Consider the following 23,923-nt stretch of genomic DNA (forward strand, 5'->3'; position numbering starts at 1 on the left):
CCCTCAGGGCTGCGGCCCGTAGATGAACTCCTTGGCGTGGTCAACGGCCTTCCGGAAGGCGTCGTTGCGGAGCGTCACCTGTTGCTTGCTGGCTCCCTCGCCGGGTTCCAGGAATGCGGTGGGGCCGGGCCGGAGCATCCAAATGTCTCCTGCGGGCGGAAGGTAGAAGACTCCGAAGGAACGGTGTTCGGGGTCGTCGGTCCAGATGGGGACGACGGCGACTGCCGCCCCCGTGTCCGGGTTGATCCACTGCGCCCGCGGCATGGGCTGTTCGTGGACTTCGGGGTCCAGGAAGGGGGCCGTCCCCCTACCCCAGCGTTTCTCAAACCGTTCGTAGAAGGCGGGGATGATGTGGCCGTCGTATGGACGCCAGGCACTCATGAATGACTCCTTGGGTTTCTGAGGGTTCCGGGTGATGGTTCCCAGCGGGGTGGCCCGAACGAAATCGGCGCTTGCTTCCCGGTGGCTGCCTGCTTGTCGGCGCCCGGTTCGTGGCCGTGGACACGGACCTTCACCGGCGTTCCCGGCGCAAGGGCAGGCAAGCCAGAGCGCGCACGATCGTAAGCCGCCCGCTTTCCTGGGTCCGACAAAACGACGTACGCCTGCATGATGGCGTGCAGTTCCTGGGCGTCGTACGCACCAGTGGTGTCGCCGTCCACCGTTTGACGCGTGTCAGGGTGACGTGTCCGCAGCAAGCGGCGATAAGCGCGGGCGATGTCGCGGGCTGTCGCGTCGGGCGGCACATGGAGGGTGGCGTAGTAGTCAGGTTGGCTGTTCACTGCTGGTCCGTTGGGGTGCCGTGGATTGGGGATGGCCCCCGGCGTGAGCCGAGGGCCATCGATCGGGAGACGACGTCAGGGACCGCTTATTCCTCTGCGCGACAAGCGCTGTGGCGTGGCACGAAGCCTGCGCCCTCTTTCCGATGCTGCGGCCGATCGGAGGCTCCCGGTCCGGCGCTCCGCTGGTGGGCCACCCCCGGGCGGACCCTCCAGCGGAGCGGACGGTTTATGCGTTGATTTCCTGCCGTTGTCCGTTGGACGTGATCTCGATGCGCCGTGGCTTTGCCTTCTCGGCGACGGGGATGCGGAGCGTCAGCACGCCCGCGTCGTAGCTGGCCTTGACGCCCTCGGTGTCCAAGGTGTCACCAAGGATCAGTTGCCGGCTGAAGACGCCTTGGGGTCGTTCGGCGGCGATCAACTCAGTGTTCTCGCCAGCGGGCGACTTGCGCTCTGCCTTCACCGTGAGGACGTTGCGCTCGACATCAAGGTCAACGGTCTCAGGATTCACACCGGGCAGATCAAAAGCGACGACAAACTCCTCGCCCTCCTGCCAAGCATCCATGGGCATGCCGGCAGGGCGTGCTGTTGTGCCAAAAACCTGTTGGGCGAGCCTGTCGAATTCGCGGAACGGGTCAGTGCGCATCAGCATTGTGTTCTCACTCCTCTGGTCTTGATGCTGATTTGTTGTTGTCCCAGCCTTCCTGATCTGTGGTGGCTGGTATAGATTTTTTTATAGCACTGGCGAGAGAGTGGTGCAAGTAGGTTTTCGAAGATTTTTGGAGGTTCTTGATGGCGGGTTCACGGAGCCCTGTTGCTGGGGAGTACGACGGCGAACAGGGCGCCTCAGCGAGCGACGGCGGCTCTGCGTCGGCTGTCGAGCGGGAGGGGTTGGGTGTCTATGCGATTTCGGTTGCTGCCGAGCTCGTGGGCACCGGCCAGCAGAACCTTCGGCTGTACGAGCGGAAAGGGCTGCTCACTCCCGAGAGGACCGACGGCGGAACCCGCCGTTACAGCGAACGGAACCTGGCGACTTTGCGGAGGATCGGGGTGTTGCTGGACGAGGGGTTGAACCTGGCCGGAGTGAAGCTGGTGCTGGAGTTGGAAGCGGAGAACCGGGGCTTAAGCGAGGACAACCGTGGGTTGGCTGAGGACAACGAAGGGCTGCGGGAAGACAATCGTGGGCTGCGGAAGGATCTGAAGCGGGCGCGGGGTGGCCGAGACCGAGTAACTCCGGCGCCACAGAAGGCGCCACAGAATAGGAACATGGACTAAAAACGTGGCCACTCCCTGAGGAGTAGCCACGCTTTAGTATTCGGGAAATTGCACGTTCTACCTCGTCACAGCATCAACGACTCCCAGCAGAAACCATCCGCGCTCATTGCTAGAAGGTCCATTCCCAACCGGTGCTACCGGACGTGAGGTGACTCCTAAAGATCAGCGTTCCATGGGGCTCGGGCACGTCCAGCGCAATCTTGCCGGTTACCTTTTCTGCAGGACCTATTCCCCGCCCGTTATGGCTGATACTTTCTTCGTCAGCCAAGCACATGTACGCGCCCTGGGTGTTGAGATCCCCGTTGAAGGTGGTCCCGTTGGTGCCGACGAACTTGAACATCCCAGCGTTCATGTCGAACTCTGAGTAGCCGCCGTTAGGGTCTGCCAACTCCGGGAAAGTCTCAATGGAAACATCCAGGATTACGACGTGCCCATTCACCACAGGCTGGGGGTATGGCCCAGTACAGGGAGCATCCGGAGTAAGTGAGTTTACGGTGAAAGTTACGATGCGATCTGAGTCTTTGTTGGTAATGCCGGCCGAGCTTCCGACTTCTTTGACGAAGTTGCCTCGCGGGGACTTGGCAGTCGAGGCCGTCGGGCTGGGCGTGTTGGGCGTTAGAGGTTCCACTGAAACAGTGGCCGCCGGACTGGGGCTTGCTGCGGCGCACGCGGAAAGGCTCAGCCCCAGCGCGGTGATCACAGCAAGGGCTGACATCAATCTTTTTGTATTCATTTTTGGAGAACCCCATTTAGTGCATGATGCGAATGATGCGAATGATGCCTAGATAATCTCACGTCGTACGAGGGGCGAATGACAGACCGCGCGAATGCGGCGGCGCCCACCCCGGGCGCCGCCGCAAAGATGCATCGGTGGCATGCGCACCTTAGAGAATCGCCGTCATCCCGTTCCATCCCGTGCCGATACGGGATCCCGTAGGCCACGCTGCTCCGCCGCTGCCCGCGTACAGCCACAGCTCGCCAGCGGAGTTCCGAGCGAGGATGTCTGCACGTCCGTCGCCGTTGAAGTCACCGGGACCAACCAGCGAGTTCATGACGTTCCAGCCCTGGCCGATCGCGCGCTGCTGGAGCCAGCCGCCGGACCCGTTGCCGGGGTAGAGCCACAGCACACCGGAAGAGTCGCGGGCAGTGAGGTCGGGGGTGCCGTCGCTGTTGAAATCGCCCACGCCGGTGATCTCGGTCATGCCGTTCCAACCAGTCCCCACCCAGATAGGTGACAGCCAACCACCGGAGCCGTTGCCGCGGTAAATCCACAACACGCCCGAGGCGGTCCTGGCCGCAACGTCAACGAAGGAGTCTCCATTGAAGTCGCCGATCGATTCAATCGCGGTCATGCCGGCCCAGCCGCTACCAACCTGAACACGCGGCTGCCAACCACCTGAACCGTTGCCCGGGTAAAGCCACAGCAGCCCACCGCCATCACGGGCAAGGACATCGGCGTTACCGTCACCGTTGAAGTCACCGGGAGCGACCAGTGCATTCATGACATTCCAACCCTGACCAACCTGGACCCGGGACAGCCAACCGCCTGAACCGTTGCCCGGGTAAAGCCACAGCACGCCCGAGGATTCCCGAGCCAGGACGTCAGCAAAGCCATCACCGTTGAAGTCGTTCTTGACTGGCTGTTCCACCCGTGCGTCGATGACACCCACGGAGGTCCGTGCGTAACTGACCACGTAAACCCTGTCCGTGGTGGTGTCGACGGCGGCAGCAACAGGCTGGTTCCCCGTGTAGACGACGTAGCTGCTGTTATCCCGTCCATCGATAACGGTGGTTCCGCCTCCGTAGGAAGCAGCGTAAATCTTGTTGTTCGTGGAATTCACCACGACTTCGTTGACACGGGAGGTCGCGTTGATCATGGTGGTTTCGGTCTGGGTTGCACCGTCGAAGACTTTCACGCCGCCGTCGACGGACGCGCCGTCCACAGCCACGTAAATCCGGTTGGTGGCAGTGTTGACGGCGACGATCCCCAGCTTGGTGGAGGACGGGAGGGTTGCTGTGATCGTGTCGCTTGCGCCGTCAATCACCAGCAGGGTGGCCGCCGGGTTGGCGAGCGTCGAAGCGTAAACCTTGTTGGTCACGGTGTTCACTGCCAGCGCGAGGATGGGAGTCCCGCCAGGAGCGATGCTTCCTGTTACGGTCCCACTCGCCCCAATGACCTTGATGGTTCCGTTGGACAATACGTAGGCCTTGCCAGTCGCAGGATTCACCACGATGTCCTGCGCACCGCCGGCGAGCGGCACGAACGAGGTGGCGAGGGTGGAACCGTCAATAATGGTGACGCCGCCCTTGACGCCTACATAGATTTTGTTGGTCGTTTCGTTGACCGTCACGGTGTACGGATCAGCGCCAACGGTAACTGTCGCCGTCGTGGTCTCCGTGACCCCGTCCACCACGGCGACGGTCCCGCCGATCTGGCTTGCGTAGATTTTGTTGGTGACGCTGTTGACGTCAACGTCCCAGGGCATATCGCCGACGTTCAGGGTGCCTGAAGCGGTCACACCGTTGATCACGGACACGCCTTCGAAGGTGGCCACATAGGCCTTGTTCGTCACCGGGTTAACGGCGATTGATCCCGGCCGTTCGCCGACGGGAACGAAATCCGTCACAGCGTCCGCTATTGCGGGAGACGCGGGGGAACCAACGGTTCCCAGCAACAGTGCCAGGCCCAAGCCGACGGCGACTGATCGCGCCGCTGCCCGGCGCCGTCGTCGTACGTCTACTCCCCCAAGCGCGCGCGAAACATCAACAACAGCACCCATTTTTGAAACCCCCAGAACTTTAGACGCCCAGCGCGTCGGATAAAGGAAGTCTACGCGTGGGCTCGGACAAATTTATGCCCCACCTGTTAACCAACTCTTCCTCCACAGGCCACCCGTTCGAACCCGCAAAGCCAACCGCCCCGACCACCGTTGAAGGCGTGAGGATCGCAATCGTCGCCGAATCATTCCTGCCATTGATGAATGGGGTAACCCACTCGATACTGCGGGTGCTGGAGCATCTGCAGGAGCGCGGGGATGAGGTGATGGTGATCGCGCCGTCGACGTCGGACACTGATGTTTCGAGCGTCGAGAAGGGTGCATATGTGCACCGGCTTCCCTCGGTGCCGCTGGCCGGTTACACGAATGTGCGGGTGGCGTTGGGCGGTGTGAATCGGGTCAAGCGAATCCTTGCCGATTTTTCGCCCGACGTGGTGCACCTCGCTTCCCCGTTCGTCCTCGGCTGGCGCGCCGTGCAGGCCGCCCATCAACTCGGCATCCCGACCGTGGCGATCTACCAAACCGAAGTCCCCAGCTACGCCGCCCGCTATGGCGTGCCATTCCTGGAGAACTGGGCCTGGAACCGCGTGGACAACATCCACCTCCTGGCCACCCGAACCCTTGTGCCGTCCACGTTCGCGCTGAACCAGTTGCGCGGACGCGGCATCCTGCGCGTGGACATGTGGCGTCGCGGTGTGGATACCGCGCGCTTCAACCCCGCAAAACGTTCGACGGCGTGGCGCAGCTCTGTAGCGCCCGACGGTCACCGGATCATCGGCTACGTCGGCCGGCTCGCCGTGGAGAAGCAGGTTGAGGACCTCGCTGTGCTCGCTGATCTGCCCAACACGAAGCTGGTAATTGTGGGCGATGGCCCGCAGCGCGGGGCCCTTGAGGCGCAGCTGCCGGAGGCCCATTTTGCCGGCTTCCTCGGCGGCGATGCGCTGGCTGAGGCCGTTGCTTCCTTTGACCTCTTCGTCCATCCCGGCGAGTTCGAGACCTTCTGCCAAACCATCCAGGAAGCCATGGCATCGGGCGTTCCCGTGGTGGCTACTGGACGCGGCGGCCCCCTGGACCTCGTGGAGAACTCACGAACCGGCTGGCTGTACGAGCCCGGGAACCTCGCCCAACTCCGTGAATACGTGCAGGACCTGATGGGCGACGACGCCAAGCGCCGCGCGTTCGCGGCGGCAGCAACCGCTTCGGTCCAGGGACGGACGTGGCCTGTGCTCAGCGCCGACCTGGTCCGCCACTACGCCGAAGTCATCTCCGGTGTGCCTGAAGGAACCGGCCCCACCGAACTCACCTCAAGCAAAGGACCATTCTCATGAAGATCTCCGTGATCGGCTGCGGCTACCTCGGCGCAGTTCATGCTGCAACGCTCGCGTCCATGGGCCACACTGTGGTGGGTATAGACGTCGATTCCTCCAAGGTTGAACAGCTCAACAAGGCGATGGCACCCTTCCACGAACCCGGTTTGGATGAGCTCCTCAAGGACGGCCGCACCACGGGCCGGTTGGTCTTCACTACGGACTTCTCCCAGGCGGCAGATGCGCAGGTGCATTTCCTCTGCGTGGGTACCCCGCAGTCCAAGACCTCTGACACGGCCGATCTCTCCTACTTGATGGGCGCCACGAAATCCCTCCTGCCGCACCTGGCCAAGGGCGCCGCCGTCGTCGGTAAATCCACGGTGCCGGTAGGTACGGTGGAGACGCTCCGCGCTGTCCTGGCCCGACGCTCGGACGTGCTGCTCGGCTGGAACCCCGAGTTCCTGCGCCAGGGCACGGCCGTGAAGGATTCTCTGGTGCCCGACCGGCTGGTTTACGGCGTCCCGGGTGGCAAGGGCGCCGCAGCCGGTGCTCCTGTCACTGCTGTTCTCGACGCCGTGTACGAGCCGCTGATCTGCGCCGGCATTCCGCGCCTGGTCTGCAACTTCGCGACGGCGGAACTCATCAAGTCGGCGTCGAACGCGTTCCTGGCAACAAAAGTCAGCTTCATCAACGCGATGGCCGAGCTGTGCGACGCGTCGGGCGCCGACGTGAGCGAGCTCAGCGAGGCGATGGGCCTGGATCCGCGCATCGGCAACCGGTACCTGCACGCCGGACTCGGCTTCGGCGGCGGCTGCCTGCCCAAGGACATCCGGTCGTTCCGGGCGCAGGCCCGCGAACTGTCCGTCCCGTCCGTGGATGAGTGGATGGCCCTGGTTGATTCAGTGAACCTGGACCAGCGCTCCCGCGCCGTGGAGGTGGCCCGCGAAATGTGCCGCGGTTTCCTGTCCGGCCGCACGGTGACCATCCTCGGCGCAGCGTTCAAGCCCGATACTGACGACATCCGCGACTCCCCCGCCCTGGACGTCGCCCAGCAACTCGCCGCCGCGGGCGCCCACGTCACCGTCACCGACCCCAAAGCCATCAACAACGCCTGGATCCGCTACCCCCAGATCCGCTTCGAAGCCTCCACCAAACGCGCGCTCGAAGGGGCGGAGCTGGTGCTTTTGCTGACGGAGTGGGACGAGTACGTTGCTTTGTCGCCTTCTGAAGTTGGAGCGCTGGTACGACGCCGGATGGTGCTGGACGCACGCAACGTCCTGGACGCTGAGGCCTGGCGGAGTGCGGGGTGGACGGTCCGCGGGTTGGGGACCGGGGCTTCCGTGACTGGCGAGGGCGACGCGGCGGTGCGTGTTGCAGGGAAGAAGCACGCACGGGCCTAAAGGACGATGGCGCCGCGTTAGTAACCCTTTGACTCTCGTGCCAGCCCGATGCCCATCACTATGAAGATGGGCGTGCTCAACATCAAGGTGAACAGGAACTGAGCGAAGGTTCCGAACGAGAAAAGCAACGCAACCCCGGCCACGCAGATGAGAACGATAGATTCAGCCCGGCCCCGTTGCCGGTGCTTGACCAGAACGACGATCCCCGCAGCAATCGATCCGAGGCACGCGAGCAACGTCAGAAGCAGCACGGCTTGTTGTTGCAGTGAGACTCCCACAAGGAACGAGAAGAAGAGCCAAACACCCAAGACGATGCCCAAGATGCCCGACGCCACTCGGTACCCAGAGGACTGCGGGCCGCTCTGTCTGAACGGCTGGGCTGGGTAGCTGTTGTACCCGTAGGCGGGCTGCCCCTGAAGCGGCTGTTGGTAGGGTGGCTGACCGTACGTGGGATGAACCTGTGCGTATCCCTGCTGATAGGGCGGATGCCCACTAGGGGCTGCACCGTATGGCGGAGCTTGGGGAGGCTGGGAGGGGTACGGCGGTGGCGCGGACGGCAGGTTCTGGTCGTTCATTGTTCCCCATGATGTGCGTGATGTTGCGGGTGATGTCAGGTTATCTGACTCTTGATCCGAATGACGGCACGAGATGTAATTCAAGCGCGTGGAAGGCTCGGCGTCATAGGTCCTCGGTTCGGACTACTACCTCTATGGAGGGGGTAACCACCTAAGACAAGGACTTGCCAGTGATCACGCATTTCTACCCAACGGCCCTTCGGATCATCACCTGCATAGTAGCCGTTTGTTCGGCGGTGTCCGCCACCCTCCTTGGAACGGCGCCGCCACCCCAAGGTCTGGTGGTCCTTGACCCTACGGACCTAAGGACCACCGCCGTCGTTCTGACGATAAGCCTCGGTGTGGTGGCACCTGTCGCTGTGCTGATCGCAGATCCCCTCAGGTGTTTGCTTCTCAAAGCGGCTGTGTTTGCGGCGTCGGGTTTCGGCAATGCCATGATGCTCAGTCCGCTCTTGGTGGTTCCGTTTCAGGAAACCCCTACGCTGCTGGCCGTCATCTGCTCCCTGGCACTTACCGTTGCCAGCATCGTCGCCTACATGGAGTCGGTGGAACGTAAAAATGCTCGACGCCGCGCGAACACCTAGGTGCCTCCGAACCACCACCTATTTTGATTCCGGCCGCCCCTATTTGTGGTGAATTCACCACCTAGGCGCAGCCTTCTGCCACCTAGAGACCGAAAACCGACCATAGTCTCCTTATGTGCCTCCGGAGCGGGTATCCCGGTGTCCGGCGGGAGCCCCGCCCGCTCCAGGCGTAGGAGGCACTACGGCACGGCTCCACCGAACTACCCCCAGGTGGAGTCGTGCCCAGCCTTACCATTGCGCCGTCACGCGGGTTAACGAGAACGATTATTGATAATCTCGACCGAGCATGTCTCTATGAAAGCCGGTCATGAACTCCGCGAAAAGCTCCATGGGAACACCTGTCACTTCTGAGGGGATGCCTTCCCACCCCGCGCCGAATGCGCGGCTCCTGCTTTCCAGCCAGCTCATCTTCAACATCGGCTTCTACTCAGTGGTGCCCTTCATCGCCCTCACGATGTCCAATGACTTCGCCATGAGCGCGGTGGCCATCGGCTTCGTCTTGGGGGCCAGGACGTTTGCCCAGCAAGGGATGTTCCTTGCAGGGGGCGCTATAGCTGATCGTTGGGGTGCCCGCTACACGATGGTGGCCGGTTGCCTTGTTCGTGTGTCCGGTTACCTGCTTCTCGCGGCCGCCGATAACTTCGCTCTTTTCCTAGCGGGCGCGATTGTTACAGGTGTTGGCGGTGCCTTGTTTTCTCCGGCGCTGGAGAGCTTGGTTGCCTCCGCGGAAGCCAAGCGGGAACCAGCAGCGAATCCACACCGGCCAACCCTCTTCGCCTGGTTGGTGATCGTTGGTGAATTCGGTGCAGTGGCCGGTCCCCTCTTAGGCAGCCTGCTGCTGGGATTCGGTTTCGATGTGTCCCTCTACGTCGCCTCCTGCATCTTCGCGGCAATGGCCATCGTCTTCTGGCGATTCCTACCTCGGGCAGCCGGGAGCCGTCACGCTGCCCCCGGCGCCGAGGATCAGAACCATCAGCTCTTGGCCTGCCTGAGGGACAAGCGCTTCGTCGCTTTCGCCTGCTTCTTTAGCGTCAGTCTCTTGGCCCACAACCAGTTGTATTTCGGCCTTCCTGTAGAACTTCGACGCAGTGGCCTCGACGCCGGTGTGCTGGGTTTCGTGTTCGCCTATGCCTCCTTGTTGACCGTCAGTCTTCAGTGGCCCATTGCGCGGCTCATGCGCAGGTTTGGCGAGCGCAATGCCCTCACCTTGGGACTCAGTCTCAAGGCAGCAGCTTTCGCGTCCGTCGCCGTGCTGGCCACCCTGCCGCCCATCCAGCACTTTGAAGCGCTGCCGTCCCTCGCCCTGGTGACGGGCCTTTGCTTGGGGAACATGTGCGCCACTCCCACTGCCATGCGGCTGGTCTTGGACTTCGCTGGCACGCGGCCAACCGGCGCGTATTACGGCCTCCTGGCCAGCTGCGGTGGCGTGATGGTGTTGGTAGGCAACACGCTCATGGGACCGCTTTACGAACTGGCGGACCAACCGGCGACGGCGGCAGCGTCACCGTGGCTAACCACAGCTGTGGTCGCCGTTGTTTCGGCCGTAGCGATTCGACGTTTCTTGCCGATTCGTTTGGCTAAGCCTGGCGCATCCGGAGCCGGAGCAGCCTGAAGACGCCGCCCACTGCAAACATCAACACACCCAGCCCCACAGAGAGCGGCGGCAGCGTCGCGACGAGCGCCACGCACGCAGCCGCACCTGCCACCTGCAGGAACTTGGGATACCGGCGGTCCTCAGCGGGTTGAGTGAAGGCCGCGATGTTGGCCACCAGGTAGTAGAGCAGTACACCGAACGACGAGAAGCCAATTGCTCCCCGGAGGTCAGCCACGGCGATGACCAGGCAGATCAGCACACCGAGCGTGAGTTCAGCGTGGTGTGGGACCTTGTATTTGGGGTGCACCGCAGCGAGCCAATGCGGCAGGTCGTGTTCGCGGGCCATCGCCAGGCTGGTCCTTCCCAGCCCTGCAATGAGCGCCAACAGCGCCCCCAAAGATGCCACGGCGGCACCGATGCGAACCACTGGCGCGGCCCATGCCAGTGAACCTGCACTCACAGCGTCGGCAAGTGGAGTCGGACTGTCCGCCACCCCCGCGGGGCCCAGAACGGCCAGCAGGGTCACTGCGATCACCACATAGATAATGATGGTGATACCCAGCGCGATGCTGATCGCTCTGGGTATGGTGCGTCGCGGCTCGCGGACTTCCTCGCCCATGGTGGCGATCCGCGCATAGCCAGCGAATGCAAAGAACAGCAAGCCGGCTGATTGCAGAATGCCGTACCAGCCGTGGGCCAGCAGCCCCTCCCCCACGATGTTCCCGAAGTCCGGACCGGACCCACCCCAGGTGGCTGCAATGGCAATAGCTAAGGCGGCCAGAACGGCAAGGACCAGGATGCGCGTCAGCCCTGCTGTTCGGGTTACCCCGTGATAGTTCACAGCGGTCAGAATTACGACGGCGGCAATCGCCACCGGGCGCTCCCAGCCTTGCGGGGCGGCATAGGCGGCAAACGTCATGGCCATGGCTGCGGCGCTGGCGGTCTTGCCGATGACGAATCCCCAGCCAGCCAGGAATCCCGGCCAGGATCCGAGCCTTTCGCGACCGTATATATAGGTCCCGCCAGAGGTTGGGTACGCCGCCGCGAGCTGGGCAGACGAGGTCGCGTTGCAGAAGGCCACGAAGGCCGCCACCACAAGACCGGCAAGCAGCCCCGAGCCCGCGGCGGCAGCGGCTGGCGTGAAGGCTGCAAATACTCCGGCACCAATCATCGATCCGAGCCCAATAAGGGAGGCATCGAAGGTGCCGAGCCTGCGGGCCAAAGCCGGGGAATTACTCACGGAAACCCTTCAAGCTGTGGGGCCGGGCTCATAGTTCGCTCCCGAGACCGGCTTAAGGAAGTGGTTTCAGCCTATCCCGGCTTAGCGGGGCGGAAGTGAATTCCCCACCAGCAGGAAAAGACCGTTGCGAGACGTTGCGCCGGTCTTTCGAAGCGCGTTGGAAATATGGTTCTCAACCGTTCTGGTGCTAATGCCCAAATACTCCGCGATCTCAACATTGCTGCGATGCCCGGCCATCACGGCCACCTCTGTTTCTCTATCCGTGAGTGGCGTAGTTCTGAACGAGTTGAAGGAGAGCTGCTCGTTTGCGGAAGGGAATCTGTCAGCGAACATCGCCGATGCTTGTGCCATGGCATCTGCGGCGGCGGCATCGCCCTCGATGACGTGGCGTTTGAGGGCACCCCTGAGCAGCATGCCCACCTGGTAGGTGTCCGGACCGGGCTCATAGTGCTTCAAGAGCAAGCCAAGCAGCTTACGGTCACCTTCCACTACGGCGTTGGCGATGCCAATCAGCTGGTCGTGAACCGTGACTCCGCTGTCCCGCAGAATCTTTTGCAGAAGGTCCAGGACCGTACGGCTCGGGCAAATGCACGTACAGAGGAGGGCAGTCATCATTGCCTCAAGGACGTACCCGGTCTTCAGTTGCCGCCTGATGAGATTCGTGGCCTTGCGGTCGAACGTAGAAGGTTGGGCGCTGTTGTGGGCGACGAGTTCGTAGGCTCCCTTCCCGATGCCTGGCAATGGCCCGACGTCAGGTACTTCCGTCCGCGCTTGGGCTGCTATGGACAACGCCGGCGGAATAACGGCCGCCGCATGCCGAAGCCCAGCGAGCCGCAGCATGGCATCGTAAAGCGAGTCGACCACGAACCCGGGACGACCCATCGCGAAGACGCTGCTCATGAGGTATTCCACCTCTTCGAAGTGCCCGCGGTAGAGCAATCCGTGTGCTGCAATGTAGCTGCTGGTCACCACACCGAACTGGTCGAGGTTCTTCCGGGCTTCGGCGCGCCATTCCAAGGCGAACACCAGAGACTCGTCGATGCGGCCCTCGGCAAACATTGCGAATCCTCGGATGAACGGGCGCAGGTGCGGGAAGGCATCATCCTCGTCTTCGCCGTCAACGGCTTCGAGCGCCGCGGACGGTCGAAAGCGGTAGAGCTCAAGCAGGCCCCGCACCAGGCTTCTCATCCCGGATGGCCGCTCATCAGGCGCCCCGAGGCAGGTTTGCGCGTCCGTTGGGACCCGACCGTGGGAAGCACTCAAGAAGGTGATGGCATCTTCGGCTTCCGTCGAGAGCTGCGGGTTATCGTCCGCGAGCCTTTGAAGAATTTCGACGGCGGCAGCCGGTCCCTGTCCTGCATTGATCGCAAGCATGGCCTTGGTGATGGTGACAAACAGGAGATCGCTGGGGTCGGCGTCGTAAGTTCTCGTTTCCGAACAGACGCGGCTGGCGCGCCGAAAGTCTACAGGCGCACCCCAATAGATCCGGAGGAGGGCCGCAGCATTGGCCGCCGATTTGTGAGCTTCCCAACGCTCGAAGCGTATGCGTTCGCGGTCGGCGCTGTGCTCGTGAAAGTGGCGGGCACTGATGGCGTCGTCGCCGCCCTTCTCCTGCCGCAGCATGGCCAGCACTGAGGAGAGGCGATCTGCAGGGGTGCTGTTCCTTTGTGGCATCTGCGGAACCGTCTCAAGCAATCCAGCGATCTTGCTGCGGAGTAACTTCCGGTCCCTGAGCTTTTCGTTTTCACGGAAGTAGTCCGCTATGACTGGTGGCGTGATGACAGCTACTGAGCCTCTGTGGTGGTCGTCCAGAACGGAAAGAAATCCCCGTCGCTCAAGACTCTCCAGTGCGTCGGAGGGAATCACTTTTTGCAGCACGTCCACCCGGGCTGTGCCGAGGATCGCCATCGTCTGCAGCGCCGTGAAATCTTCGACGTTGAGCTCGGCAAGCAGTGCCTCGAGGGTGCCTCGCAGGTGCTCGTTCCACAACGTGTTGGTGGCCATGCCCCAGTGGTTGTCCTGCATTACCAGGAGGTTGCTGAGCGAGGCTGTCTCTGCGATTCGGACTATGAGCCGCGGGTTGCCGGCCGACTTGGTCAGTATGCGGGCCGTCGTGTCCGCATTTGGTGGGGCACCTAGAACTTGGGCGATGAGGACGTGAACCTGCTCATAGTGCAGCGGATTGAGTTGCAGATGGGCTTCACGTCCGTTGTTGAGGACGGCAAGCTGACCTCTTGAGAATGCCCATGTTTCGGGGGCCGTGGCCACCATTGGACAATCGGACCTCCGCCTCACGGTCTCCAGGACAGCCAGCGACTCATTGTCGACGAGGTGGAGGTCGTCAACTACCAGCAAGTGTTTCCCGGACATGGCCAGCTGGCTCGAGAATACGTCCGCGATGTCGAAGACGCCGCTGCGACCAGGCCGCATATCCAACCCGAGGCCTTTGATGGCCGAGTACGGGATGGTGCGGTGCGTACGGAGGCCGCTGATGAAGTGCACGGCAACACCGGTCTTCTCAAGACTGGCCATGACGGCGCGGACAACGGACGACTTACCGCTCCCCGGCGCACCGACCACACGTACTCCGATGCCCCCTGCAACGAAGTCGAGGATTCGCTGAACCTCTGAATCGAACACTCGACCCAACCTTCTGTTTCTCTGGATGCCCGACATGCGGCTCACTTCGCAGGCTAGTTCGAGAAATTGGGACTAGGTGGAAAAACTGCCTTGCACAGACGTTTTTTGGGCCTTCTAGGTGGTGATTTTGGCAAAAGTAGGTGATGGCGATCGTCGTCTAGGTGGTGGAGGGCTTGTTCTTCGTCGTTTGGATAGGTGCTCGAGTTGTTCATCAGGACCCCTGCCGTGGTGGTTGCTTGCTCTTCACGCTAGGGGCCACGGGAAGCGAATTACACTGGTGTAATTCGCTATGTGGATATGTGTTCTATGACTTCACGCCGCCATAGAACCTATCTTCGATGTCAGGGCAGACAAAAAACAGGGCCGGTCAATGACCGGCCCTGCTTCTTAGTTATCCGAAGACTAGATAGCCTGGATGTTTACTGCCTGGGGACCCTTGGGGCCCTGCTCGACGTCGAAGGAAACCTTCTGGTTCTCTTCGAGGGAGCGGTAGCCCGAGGAGTTGATCGCAGAGTAGTGAGCGAAAACGTCCTGGCTGCCATCTTCAGGAGAGATGAAGCCGAAGCCCTTTTCGGAGTTGAACCATTTCACGGTACCTGTAGCCATTTTTTCAGTCCTTACTGAAGGTGGAGATTGTCCCGACTTTCGGGTCTCCGGTGTGGGGTGTTCTCCACCGTTACTTCAGAAGGTCACGATCCAGAGGGACCGTGGGGACTGCCTGAACTACCAAATGCCAAACACAACAACACCGTCAAGTCTACAGAGTTCTGAGCAGATAGCTAGTGCAGGGAAACATTTATCCATCCGGTGCCTAAATCCAGCGTGAAGACCGGGCTCTCGGAGCACGCGGAATGTGCCGACCGTCAGCCGGCCAGTTGCTCCAGTCTCCCGCTTGAGCCTCTGCTCCATTCCCTGCCGTCGCTGTCGTTGAAGCGGACTGATGGCATGTAGTCCGTGTTCCCTGGGATCGGTTCCAGCACCCGCTGTGGTTCGACGTGAACGGGCCAGTGCTTTCGTTCACTAAAGAAATATCGGCCTGGGGGAAGGATCTTGGCAGCCGCTCGAATCTCGGGGATCAGAGTTCCGTTGCCACTCTTGCCTTCCGGCCTTCGGAGCTCCACCGAAAAGACGGGAGCGTCGCTTGAATTCAGCAGTTCAATCCCCCATTGGAAGGTTCCGTCCACCTCACCCCTGACTGGCCAGAACGCCAGCTGCGATGCCTGTCGGCGCTCCTCCAACGCGACAGCACGCTCGTCGCGATCACCTTCCAACTGCAACATCCGTTGAGCATCCTGCACCGCTTGGCCTGAGTGCCGCGTTGCTCTCACCACAAAGATCAGGGTCACGCATGCAGCGACTGCCCCAATGAGCTCTCCTAGATCGGCCCAGAAATCCATACGCAACCTTTCGTCGTCAATCGGCTGGGCAGGTGCCTGCCCATAGGTGAGTGACGCGAACGACGGCGGCATGACGGGGATGCGCGTCACGAACCTCCCAGACGGCTCACGTATTCAAACGGAGACACACGTCAGGCGACAAGGAGTGAGGGCATGACTAGGGAGCAGCGGGCCAGCGAGACCACAATCGGTCCTCTACAACTGAAGAGCATCTGGGAACCTCACGTACTTCGGGATTTTGAGCTCCGGGTCATCATGCAGATGGCCGGCTGCGAAGGCGCCGTAGCACGGCTCCTGGCGGGCGAACCTCTCACTCCAAACGACAGGGGGCCACTGGAGGTTGCTAACCACATGGCACGGATGAAGGGCTTTCGGCCACTCTTTGTTGCTTTGGGGCGGGAGGTCCGGATTTCAGATGGCGGCGAGACGGTCCTGCTTGAATTCTTCGAGTCCGGAGTGTGGAGCGGCCGGAATCCGAAGCAAAGCCGCCGAGCCTGAGGGTGGCCATGGGTACCTCCAGCAGGCGCTGCCTCCCGAGCGTTGAGGCTCCATCGAAATATGGTTGCTTCAACACCAAGATCAGGAGTGGCTCATGCTAGACGACGCAGCGTTACAAGCCATCCCTCACCTCGAGGGCCAAGTGTCCATAAATGACTTCCTGCCCCCAAGCCCGGCAATAACTCCCGTGGAAATACGAGAGCCAACAGACCTCGAACTCGCCGCGTTCTTCGAGGCAGCAGACAGCTGAACCCATCCCCCACAGGCGCCCTCAGGCGTAAACTCCACCTCATGGGACCGACCCCGCATACGGTCATCATCGGCGCAGGCCAAGCCGGCCTCACGACGAGTTATTGGCTCACGCAGTTCGGCGTGGAGCATCAGCTCCTGGAGCGGCGCGACACTTTGGGTGGCGCTTTTCAGGATCGTTGGGACGGCTTCTACATGAATACGCCCAACCTTTCGCTGGACCTTCCGGGGATGCCCTTCGACGACAGCGACCGTGACGCCTTCATCTCCCGCGACGCCGCGGTGAACCTTTTCAGGCGATACGCGGAACTGGTTGCGGCGCCGGTCCACACGGGCGTTGACGTGACCCGGTTGTCCGCTTCTCCGGAGGGCGGGTTCCTGATCGATTCCTCCCAGGGGAGCCTGCGAGCCCGGAACGTGGTCCTGGCGACGGGCGCCTATCAGGTGCCCAAGGTTCCTGCCCCGGCCGCCAAGCTCCCCGCCGGCGTGACCCAGCTGCACACCCACGATTACCGCAATCCGGAGCAGCTGCCCGATGGCGCCGTATTGATCGTAGGGACCGGCCAGTCGGGCGGGCAGGTCGCCGAGGAGCTGCACGACGCCGGCCGCGACGTCCACCTCGCCATCTCCATCGTTCCCGAAGCTCCACGCCGATACCGCGGCCAGGACCTCATCTACTGGATGCTCGAAACCGGCAAACACGGACCCGACTACGGCGTCAATGCCCTCACCCGTGAGGCACTGCCCTCCCCCGCGTTGCGGTTTGCGCCCAATCCCCTGCTCTCGGGCACCGACGGCGGCCACAGTATCCACCTCCGCGAACTCGGCCGACGCGGCATACACCTGCACGGTCACCTTGAATCAGTCGACGACGGCGTCATCACCTTCAGTGACGACCTCCCCGACCGCCTCGCCGCCGTCGAGTCCGCTTTTGGACAACGGTCACGCAAGGCGATTGACGCCTACATCGCGGCAGCGGGGATCGATGCTCCGGAGCAGGCGGCTGCGGAGGCGGATGACTGGCCGCCTGCGGAGCCTGCACGGGTGAGCATTGCGGAGGCGGGCATCACTTCAGTTCTGTGGGCGTCCGGCTACAAGCTCGACTTCGGGTTCGTGGACCTGCCGCTGGTGGATGAATGGGGCTACCCGAAGCACGCGCGGGGAGTTACGGAGATTCCCGGTCTGTTCGTGGTGGGGCTGCCGTGGCTGACCCGGCACTACTCCTCCATTGTTGGAGGCGTGGGGCTGGACGCGGAGTATGTGGCAGGGCGGGTTGCTGGGGGCTGAAAGCCTTACTGGTTTTCCGCCTGATCGATCTCCACCATTTTCCCCACGCCGGGAGTTCCCTCTACCAAGGCGTAGCGTTGCATCACGGCACCCTTCGGTGAAGCAACTACGGGCTCGACGAGCCTGAGGTTCGTCGGCACCACCCCATCGGCAAACACCCTCTTCCCGTGACCCAGAAGGATCGGATAAACCCATAGATTCAGCTGATCAAACATGCGCTCAGCGAAAAGAGTCTGGACGAAATCGAGGCTGCCGATGACGTGGACGTTCTGGTGCTTCTCGCGGAGCTCCCGCAATTCAGCCTCTGTGTCCGGGCCTAGGAGTGTGGATCCTTCCCACTCAAGCTCCGGCGACTGACGCGAGGCCACGTACTTCGGAATCCGGTTGAACAGCTCCGCGATTTTGCCATTCTGGTGCGGCCAGTACGAGGCGAAAATGTCATAGGTCCGCCGGCCCAATAGCAGTGCGTCCATCCCAGCCATACCGGAATCGATCTGCTCGCCGACAACCTCGTCGATCAGCGGCGCCTGCCAGCCGCCGAACGCAAAGTCGTTGGCAGTGTCCTCTTCCGGCCCGCCCGGTGCCTGCGCGACCCCATCGAGGGTGGTGAACAGGTCAATGTGGATCAGTCCCATGTCGGGTTCCTTCCCTGCTGCCTGTCGTCACCCCGGCGACAGGATCAAGTCGAGAGTTCCACAGGAGGGACTGTCAGGCAATGGTCACCGGAAAGATACGACGACGCCGACAGCATCTTGCGCTGGCACCGGCCCACCGTCTTGGCCTAGGTAGATGAGACGACAGGCTAAGCCGAGTCCCGCATCTTCTCGGCGCCGTGGCGCCGCTCAAGAATCACCCAAGCCACCGTCGTCGGGGCACCAACAAGCACCAGGAGCGTCATGCTCCAGAACCCGTCGATCACTTTGGCGAACTGCCCCGTCGATTTTTTTGGTGAACTGCAGAGTCAAAACAGCTAACAGCAGGACTGTGGCTGCATTGTTCAAAATGCGGAGCTTTCGTGCCGTAGTCATTTTCGGAATCGTCCCCCTACGATGTCGTGCAAGAAGCCTAACGTGATCCGCGGAAAGCAACGACTTTCTAGGCTTCTTTCAGGTCCAGCTGAGGTGCCGGTCGGCGGAACCCGCGGGTCATGTACGCGAGCCAGACCAAACCAACCGCAGCCCATGCCAGACCGAAGCCGATGGACAACCCGCTCAAACTCGTCCACAACCAGACCGTCAGCGCGAACCCAATAGCGGGCAGCACCAGGTTGTGAACGACTCCCCTGGCTCCGCGGGCCTTCTCATCAATGAAGTAGTGCTTGATCACGGCGAGGTTTACCACGGAGAACGCAACCAGGGCGCCGAAGCTGATGAGCGATGAGATGGTCAGAAGGTCCAAAACGAAGGCCAGAAGCGAAACAGCTGAGGTCAAAAGGATCGGCAGCACGGGCGTGCCAAAACGGGCGTGCAGCTTGCCGAGGGCAGCTGGGAAGACGCCGCTGCGACCCATGGAGTGGATGATGCGCGAGACCGATGCTTGGGACGTCAGGGCCGACCCGAGGCTGCCTGCGATGTAGGCAGCAGTGAAGAAGGCGACCAACAGGTTCCCACCGGCTGCGCCAATCACTTCGATCGCGGCAGCGTCGACGTCGTTAAACGTGCTGACCGGGAGAACCAGATGGCTGATGTACGCCAGTCCTAGGAAGATCACGCCGGCCAGGACGGTGGTGATCATAATGCCTCGAGGCAGGTTTCGCTTGGGGTCCTTCGTCTCTTCGGCGAACGTGGACACGGCGTCGAACCCCAGGTAGGACAGGCAGAGGATGGCGGAGCCTGCGAAGATCGGCGAGAGGCCGTCGGCGCCATCGACGCCGGTGAAAGGCGCCCACACGTTGACGGTGCCCGCGCCGGTGATGGACGAGAGTCCCAGGGCGACGAACAGCACTATGAACAGCCCCTGCAGTCCCACGACAACGAAGTTTGCCTTGGCGATCGCCGTGATGCCGAGAATGTTCAGCACCGTCACCGCCGCGATGGAGACGATCATGAATACCCAGGCGGGGATGGCAGGGAACGCAGCTTCCATATAGATGCCGATGAGCAGGTAGTTGATCATAGGGAGCAACAGATAGTCGAGGAGTAGCGACCAGCCGGCCATGAAGCCCAGTCCGGCTCCGAAGGATCGGGTTGCGTATGTGTACGCGGATCCCCCGAACGGGAATGCTTGCGACATCCGGCCATAAGAGCGGGCGGTGAACAGCATGACTACCAAGGTCACGGCGTAGGCGGCGGAAAGGCGGCCGCCGGTCAGCTCGACGACGATGCCGTAGGTGCTGAAGATGGTCAGCGGGACCATGTAGACCAAGCCCAGCAGGACCAGCGATGGAACGCCAAGGACGCGGCGCCAGCCTTGGGCGGTTGGTTGGTCGGATGTCGGCCCCACAGGCTTCTCGCCTGCTGGTGTGTCTGTGTTGGATGTCGGGGTCATTTGGGGTCCTCGGTCGTGATGCTGATGTGCTTTGAAGCTGCGGCGCTGCAGAACTTCGTAGCTGCGACTGGATCTACAGGGTGGCCGAGATCCTGAAGTGCTGGGGGTGGCTGGCGAGATCTGGATGGAGGGCGCAGGCCATGTGAACGCAAAATGAATAGCGTTCATTTATTGTGACGGGTGAGCCGGGTCACAGTCAATATGTGACGCTGCATCTGGGTGCCGCAGCCGCAACGAAATGCACAGAACCACCGAGATGGCCCAGACGTCGTCATCAATGCTCCCCTCGTAAGGTGCTGGTCTTCCCTAATCCGCGGGCCGGTGCCGTCAAGCTCAGAGGATTTCTGGTGCAGGCACAGATTCACGACTTGAGTTCGCCAACAACTCCTATTGGAAAATGGCACCATCACAGCCCCCTGCAGGGCGCGACGTCCTCAGTGGACCGCTGCAGCGGGCAGCGTAACGTTGGCCCACCGTTCAGCGACGTTCGCGAAAGCCGTCCTTGGCATACGCATCACGACGACCCACGCGCAGTCATGTCAGACATTTATGCTTGGATCTCATCGCGTCTTTGGATGAGTAGTGGGCCCACCCTCACGGACGTTGGGAGCAAGCGCGCTGTCATACCCTCATGCAACAGTGAGTCCAAGGGCACTCGGAAGCTTCGGCGCGGCAGTTGGCCTAAGGGAAGAATGTAAGACAGAATGTCGGGTAAATGACCCAGTTAGGACTCCATGGAACACTCAATCGACCTGCTCATTTCGGCGCGAGCAAGGTACACGCAGCGCCAGCTCGCCGAGCAACTAAACGTAACTCCGCGAACGGTGGCAAGGTGGGAAAGCGGTGAGACGCAATGCCCAACTATGCTAGCTCCCGCCCTCAGGGAACTCTTGGGACTGCCGTCACAGACGTCAGCCACCGACTTTACCTTCATCGATCTATTTGCTGGTATCGGAGGAATACGCCAAGGATTTGAAAAAAATGGGGGTCGCTGCGTCTTTACAAGTGAATGGAACAACTGGGCGAAAAAGACATATTTGGCAAACTTTCCTGATGAGCAGGACGCTAACCACACCTTCGTGGGTGACATTCAGATTCACCCTGCCTCTGAGGTCCCCGATCACGACATCTTGCTAGGCGGCTTCCCATGCCAGCCGTTCTCCATTGCTGGCGTGAGCAAGAAGAATGCTCTTGGACGCGCCCATGGCTTCGAAGACGCTACTCAAGGGACTCTCTTTTTTGATGTCGCCCGAATCATCGACGAGAAGCGCCCGGCTGCTTTCATGCTGGAGAACGTAAAGAACCTGAAGTCTCACGACAAGGGCAAAACCTTCTCAGTAATCATGGCAACCCTCGAGGAAGAGCTCGGCTACGAGGTCCACCACAGAGTCATCAACGGAAAGCACTTCACGCCTCAAAACCGTGAACGTATCATCATTGTCGGCTTTCGCGAGTCTACAGACTTCACCTGGGACGACCTGGAACTTCCGCTGCACGGCCCCAAACTAGGAACAGTTCTGCATAAAACTGATGGGACCGAGCCATTCTTGGAATGGGATGGGGACCGATTCTTTGACCATGAAAATGGCGAAGTGCTGCCTAAGTACACCCTGACTCCAAAATTGTGGTCCTACCTCCAAGGCTATGCCGAAAAGCACAAAGCAGCCGGAAACGGTTTTGGATTTGGCTTGGCTCACCCTGACGGGACAACCCGCACTCTATCAGCCCGGTACTACAAGGACGGATCGGAGATACTCGTCTCCCAAAACGGCCTGCGCCCGCGTCGTCTGACCCCCAGGGAATGCGCCCGTCTCATGGGTTTCAGTGATGACTACCGCATTCCGGTCAGTGACACCCAAGCGTACAAACAGTTCGGTAACAGTGTGGTCATGCCGGTGATGAACGAGGTGGCTCGAATAATGACCCCCCACATCGCGAAAATCAAAAACGCGGAAACCGACATCGCTAAGACGGCTTAGGAATGCCTGTGGGCGGAAGAGAATATCCGCCCACACTTCCCAAGCAACAAACTTCAAATTCTTAGAACGTCAACCTCATTGAATTCGTCGTAGAGGCACGAAAGCATCTTTGTCGCTATGCGGAACTGGCTGCGAGCTTTCGGCGTCCAACGGCCGTTTCCATTCAGTTCGGATTTGATGCCAGGGTCGTACACGATAGCCCCGCGAGCCATGGCTTCGAGGAACAAACCGAAACGCGTCCCTTCGGCCAAGATCACACGGTTGCCATATCTGTAGAGTCGGGGAACTGAATCACTCTGACTCTGAGACGGCACATACGCAGCAAAAGCATGCTTTCCCTGCCAGTGTTGGAGGAGCTTTGCGAAGGACCAACCGCTGACAAGGTCGCCGTGACTGTCTACCAGTCCCACGTACCCGTCCGCCGTCATCGCTTTATAACGAGAGCTGTAACCGTTGAGAATCAGCTCCAGACCCGTCTTAGGGTGTGGCGCACCGGTAACCATGTGACGGCCGGTGAAGTCATACCGGATCTGGGTGTTGCCCATGATGCCGTGCGTGCGAACAAACCAATCGACCCCATTCAAGGCATACGCGCCCAAATCTGGTTCCGGGGTAAACAACGTGATAGTCCCAACGCCAGGACGATCAAATGACGTAACAGCGTGCTGCTTTACCTCCCATTCGCCAAAGTCCGGCGCAGGAGCTCCATTTAGAGGAATGCCAAGGTGCGCCTCCAGCGTGTGTCCTCCACACCGCGGCCCACGGCAGGGCCTGGGTATTCCCGATGCAGGAAGCTCACAGGCCTCCAACCAACCCATGGCATGGATCCGGGCCAGCTCTCGGATAAGGTTCAGCCTCGAATCTGTTGAGATTTCCTCCCGTACCGGGATGGTTGTAATTCTCCCCGAGTCGTCCTTGTATCGGCTAAAGGCCTGAGCAGCGGGCGAAAAGCCCGAGACGACCAGCCCGAAAATCTTGTCAGCAGTTGTATTCACGCCGAAGATCAACACACGCCCGGCTTCTTGGCCACGGCTCGTCGGGGACATCAAGACGTTCGGTGCGTCACGCGAACCCCGCAGAAATCCAGACAAACGGACTTCGGGGTACTGAGGGTAGAAGACGAGCTGGGCCGAGGGTGCAGGACTGGACCCGAAAGGACCAATCCAAGTCCACGGTATCGGCGCGTGATAGATTGGCGCCCCTGCTGTCTTCTTTGCCGAGGTCCCACTGCTCGGCCGGATGTCACCCAATGGGAGTGTGGCCAGCTCGGACAGATCACCAGCCAGATAGACTTGGTTTTTGGAGTTGTGGTTGCGCTGCAGAAATTTGATTTGAATGGAGTTCACACCGTAATCCATAAAAATCAGCCGCACCGACTCCTCGGTGATGTCATCCTGCCAAAGTGGTATCCCCATGTCCGCTAGATTACCGCCCGCTCGCATACCACGCCGCAACGTGACTAAATGGAGCCCGCTTTGAATAAGTGGCGGTATTTCGGCGGATGGTCGCCGAGCCGCTATACGGCAGCACTCCAGTTTGCCGCACAGTAATGAACTCGTCCTAAGACGCCGTCGTTGAGCCTACTCTTCATGCCATAGAGCTGCCCCCTGCGTGACACCCGAGCCTTCCGTTGCTGGCTGTGTCGGTGCCGCTTTACGCCGAAAGCCCATATTTGAACTTCGCCCAGCGCCAGAGGCGGCTTAGTATCGCCAGCGCACTTCTAATTGAACATGACCAAGCTTCCTTTCTGTCTCGACGGCTGCGGCATAAGTGGCCCTTCGTAGATGAGCATGATTGGAGGCCTCCGACGCTGAGGGAGCGTGTCGTGATGCCGCGGCAGCGTGATGCAGGAGCAACG

The 23,923-nt window shown here is 61.0% G+C and carries 21 protein-coding genes; 8 read left to right on the plus strand and 13 right to left on the minus strand.

The annotated features are described in order from the left end of the window. Positions 1-3: 3 nt before the first annotated feature. From FQP90_RS00890 to FQP90_RS00900, 3 genes are all read right to left on the minus strand, one after another. On the minus strand, positions 4-381 hold the full coding sequence (locus FQP90_RS00890; RefSeq protein WP_144647769.1) for a hypothetical protein: 378 nt from the start codon (positions 379-381) through the stop codon (positions 4-6). Next, complete coding sequence (locus tag FQP90_RS00895; protein ID WP_144647772.1) at positions 378-779, minus strand: J domain-containing protein; 402 nt, start codon at positions 777-779, stop codon at positions 378-380. The genes FQP90_RS00890 and FQP90_RS00895 overlap by 4 nt, the downstream gene beginning before the upstream one ends. A gap of 226 nt (positions 780-1,005) precedes the next feature. After that, the gene (locus FQP90_RS00900) at positions 1,006-1,428 is read right to left on the minus strand and encodes an Hsp20/alpha crystallin family protein (protein WP_144647774.1); all 423 of its coding nucleotides are present in this window, start codon (positions 1,426-1,428) and stop codon (positions 1,006-1,008) included. A gap of 140 nt (positions 1,429-1,568) precedes the next feature. Here FQP90_RS00900 and FQP90_RS00905 point away from each other — a divergent pair, with 140 nt between their 5' ends. Then, entirely contained in the window at positions 1,569-2,051 is a 483-nt protein-coding gene (locus FQP90_RS00905) for a MerR family transcriptional regulator (RefSeq protein ID WP_306439352.1), read from the plus strand. A gap of 109 nt (positions 2,052-2,160) precedes the next feature. On the opposite strand, the gene FQP90_RS00910 is transcribed toward FQP90_RS00905, so the two are convergent. Together FQP90_RS00910 and FQP90_RS00915 are read right to left on the minus strand one after the other, a co-directional pair. Continuing rightward, entirely contained in the window at positions 2,161-2,766 is a 606-nt protein-coding gene (locus tag FQP90_RS00910) for a DUF4352 domain-containing protein (protein WP_144647776.1), read from the minus strand. 169 nt (positions 2,767-2,935) lie between these two features. Continuing rightward, the gene (locus FQP90_RS00915; RefSeq protein ID WP_144647778.1) at positions 2,936-4,831 is read right to left on the minus strand and encodes an FG-GAP-like repeat-containing protein; all 1,896 of its coding nucleotides are present in this window, start codon (positions 4,829-4,831) and stop codon (positions 2,936-2,938) included. Positions 4,832-4,989: 158 nt separating this feature from the next. On the opposite strand from FQP90_RS00915, the gene FQP90_RS00920 reads away from it, so the two are divergent. Next, complete coding sequence (locus FQP90_RS00920; protein ID WP_144647779.1) at positions 4,990-6,156, plus strand: glycosyltransferase family 4 protein; 1,167 nt, start codon at positions 4,990-4,992, stop codon at positions 6,154-6,156. Then, positions 6,153-7,535, plus strand: coding sequence for a UDP-glucose dehydrogenase family protein (locus FQP90_RS00925; protein WP_144647781.1), 1,383 nt, complete (start codon positions 6,153-6,155; stop codon positions 7,533-7,535). Before FQP90_RS00920 ends, FQP90_RS00925 begins: the two co-directional genes overlap by 4 nt. A gap of 17 nt (positions 7,536-7,552) precedes the next feature. On the opposite strand, the gene FQP90_RS00930 is transcribed toward FQP90_RS00925, so the two are convergent. Next, the gene (locus FQP90_RS00930) at positions 7,553-7,870 is read right to left on the minus strand and encodes a hypothetical protein (RefSeq protein ID WP_144647783.1); all 318 of its coding nucleotides are present in this window, start codon (positions 7,868-7,870) and stop codon (positions 7,553-7,555) included. 410 nt (positions 7,871-8,280) lie between these two features. On the opposite strand from FQP90_RS00930, the gene FQP90_RS00935 reads away from it, so the two are divergent. Together FQP90_RS00935 and FQP90_RS00940 are read left to right on the plus strand one after the other, a co-directional pair. Then, positions 8,281-8,694 (plus strand): hypothetical protein, encoded by a 414-nt coding sequence (locus FQP90_RS00935; protein ID WP_144647785.1) that lies wholly within the window; start codon positions 8,281-8,283, stop codon positions 8,692-8,694. Between the two features lie 355 nt (positions 8,695-9,049). After that, a complete protein-coding gene (locus FQP90_RS00940) occupies positions 9,050-10,306 on the plus strand; it encodes an MFS transporter (protein ID WP_244296413.1) in 1,257 nt (418 codons plus the stop codon). On the opposite strand, the gene FQP90_RS00945 is transcribed toward FQP90_RS00940, so the two are convergent. The 4 genes from FQP90_RS00945 to FQP90_RS00960 form a co-directional block, all read right to left on the minus strand. Next, the gene (locus tag FQP90_RS00945; protein ID WP_144647789.1) at positions 10,272-11,528 is read right to left on the minus strand and encodes an APC family permease; all 1,257 of its coding nucleotides are present in this window, start codon (positions 11,526-11,528) and stop codon (positions 10,272-10,274) included. The genes FQP90_RS00940 and FQP90_RS00945 overlap by 35 nt on opposite strands. 81 nt (positions 11,529-11,609) lie before the next feature. Then, positions 11,610-14,168 (minus strand): helix-turn-helix transcriptional regulator, encoded by a 2,559-nt coding sequence (locus tag FQP90_RS00950; RefSeq protein WP_244296415.1) that lies wholly within the window; start codon positions 14,166-14,168, stop codon positions 11,610-11,612. Positions 14,169-14,570: 402 nt separating this feature from the next. Further along, positions 14,571-14,774: a transcription antiterminator/RNA stability regulator CspE gene (gene cspE, locus FQP90_RS00955; protein ID WP_011773907.1), complete on the minus strand. Its 204-nt coding sequence runs from the start codon at positions 14,772-14,774 to the stop codon at positions 14,571-14,573. Between the two features lie 257 nt (positions 14,775-15,031). Beyond that, positions 15,032-15,655 (minus strand): hypothetical protein, encoded by a 624-nt coding sequence (locus tag FQP90_RS00960; protein WP_144647791.1) that lies wholly within the window; start codon positions 15,653-15,655, stop codon positions 15,032-15,034. 63 nt (positions 15,656-15,718) lie between these two features. On the opposite strand from FQP90_RS00960, the gene FQP90_RS00965 reads away from it, so the two are divergent. Both FQP90_RS00965 and FQP90_RS00970 read left to right on the plus strand, forming a co-directional pair. After that, the gene (locus FQP90_RS00965) at positions 15,719-16,063 is read left to right on the plus strand and encodes a hypothetical protein (RefSeq protein ID WP_144647793.1); all 345 of its coding nucleotides are present in this window, start codon (positions 15,719-15,721) and stop codon (positions 16,061-16,063) included. A gap of 291 nt (positions 16,064-16,354) precedes the next feature. Continuing rightward, positions 16,355-17,599, plus strand: a complete 1,245-nt coding sequence (locus tag FQP90_RS00970) for a flavin-containing monooxygenase (protein ID WP_144647795.1) — start codon at positions 16,355-16,357, stop codon at positions 17,597-17,599. 5 nt (positions 17,600-17,604) lie between these two features. Here FQP90_RS00970 and FQP90_RS00975 read toward each other — a convergent pair whose 3' ends face one another. Both FQP90_RS00975 and FQP90_RS00980 read right to left on the minus strand, forming a co-directional pair. Continuing rightward, positions 17,605-18,234: a dihydrofolate reductase family protein gene (locus FQP90_RS00975; RefSeq protein ID WP_144647797.1), complete on the minus strand. Its 630-nt coding sequence runs from the start codon at positions 18,232-18,234 to the stop codon at positions 17,605-17,607. 460 nt (positions 18,235-18,694) lie between these two features. Then, positions 18,695-20,086, minus strand: a complete 1,392-nt coding sequence (locus FQP90_RS00980; protein ID WP_144647799.1) for an APC family permease — start codon at positions 20,084-20,086, stop codon at positions 18,695-18,697. Positions 20,087-20,820: 734 nt separating this feature from the next. On the opposite strand from FQP90_RS00980, the gene dcm reads away from it, so the two are divergent. Further along, a complete protein-coding gene (gene dcm / locus FQP90_RS00985) occupies positions 20,821-22,065 on the plus strand; it encodes a DNA (cytosine-5-)-methyltransferase (protein WP_144647801.1) in 1,245 nt (414 codons plus the stop codon). A gap of 53 nt (positions 22,066-22,118) precedes the next feature. On the opposite strand, the gene FQP90_RS00990 is transcribed toward dcm, so the two are convergent. After that, a complete protein-coding gene (locus FQP90_RS00990; protein WP_167510387.1) occupies positions 22,119-23,480 on the minus strand; it encodes an MvaI/BcnI family restriction endonuclease in 1,362 nt (453 codons plus the stop codon). Positions 23,481-23,923: the final 443 nt, after the last annotated feature.

This window comes from Paenarthrobacter nitroguajacolicus, assembly GCF_007786235.1.
In the GTDB taxonomy this organism is placed as follows: domain Bacteria; phylum Actinomycetota; class Actinomycetes; order Actinomycetales; family Micrococcaceae; genus Arthrobacter; species Arthrobacter nitroguajacolicus_A.

Excerpts from the sequence above, each read along its gene's own strand:
- FQP90_RS00890 (WP_144647769.1), bottom strand. The coding sequence starts at position 381 with ATGAGTGCCTGGCGTCCATACGACGGCCACATCATCCCCGCCTTCTAC.
- FQP90_RS00900 (WP_144647774.1), bottom strand. The coding sequence starts at position 1,428 with ATGCTGATGCGCACTGACCCGTTCCGCGAATTCGACAGGCTCGCCCAA.
- FQP90_RS00905 (WP_306439352.1), top strand. The coding sequence starts at position 1,569 with ATGGCGGGTTCACGGAGCCCTGTTGCTGGGGAGTACGACGGCGAACAG.
- FQP90_RS00910 (WP_144647776.1), bottom strand. The coding sequence starts at position 2,766 with ATGTCAGCCCTTGCTGTGATCACCGCGCTGGGGCTGAGCCTTTCCGCG.
- FQP90_RS00915 (WP_144647778.1), bottom strand. The coding sequence starts at position 4,831 with ATGGGTGCTGTTGTTGATGTTTCGCGCGCGCTTGGGGGAGTAGACGTA.
- FQP90_RS00925 (WP_144647781.1), top strand. The coding sequence starts at position 6,153 with ATGAAGATCTCCGTGATCGGCTGCGGCTACCTCGGCGCAGTTCATGCT.
- FQP90_RS00940 (WP_244296413.1), top strand. The coding sequence starts at position 9,050 with ATGCCTTCCCACCCCGCGCCGAATGCGCGGCTCCTGCTTTCCAGCCAG.
- cspE (WP_011773907.1), bottom strand. The coding sequence starts at position 14,774 with ATGGCTACAGGTACCGTGAAATGGTTCAACTCCGAAAAGGGCTTCGGC.
- FQP90_RS00965 (WP_144647793.1), top strand. The coding sequence starts at position 15,719 with ATGACTAGGGAGCAGCGGGCCAGCGAGACCACAATCGGTCCTCTACAA.
- FQP90_RS00970 (WP_144647795.1), top strand. The coding sequence starts at position 16,355 with ATGGGACCGACCCCGCATACGGTCATCATCGGCGCAGGCCAAGCCGGC.
- FQP90_RS00975 (WP_144647797.1), bottom strand. The coding sequence starts at position 18,234 with ATGGGACTGATCCACATTGACCTGTTCACCACCCTCGATGGGGTCGCG.
- FQP90_RS00980 (WP_144647799.1), bottom strand. The coding sequence starts at position 20,086 with ATGACCCCGACATCCAACACAGACACACCAGCAGGCGAGAAGCCTGTG.
- dcm (WP_144647801.1), top strand. The coding sequence starts at position 20,821 with ATGGAACACTCAATCGACCTGCTCATTTCGGCGCGAGCAAGGTACACG.
- FQP90_RS00990 (WP_167510387.1), bottom strand. The coding sequence starts at position 23,480 with ATGGGGATACCACTTTGGCAGGATGACATCACCGAGGAGTCGGTGCGG.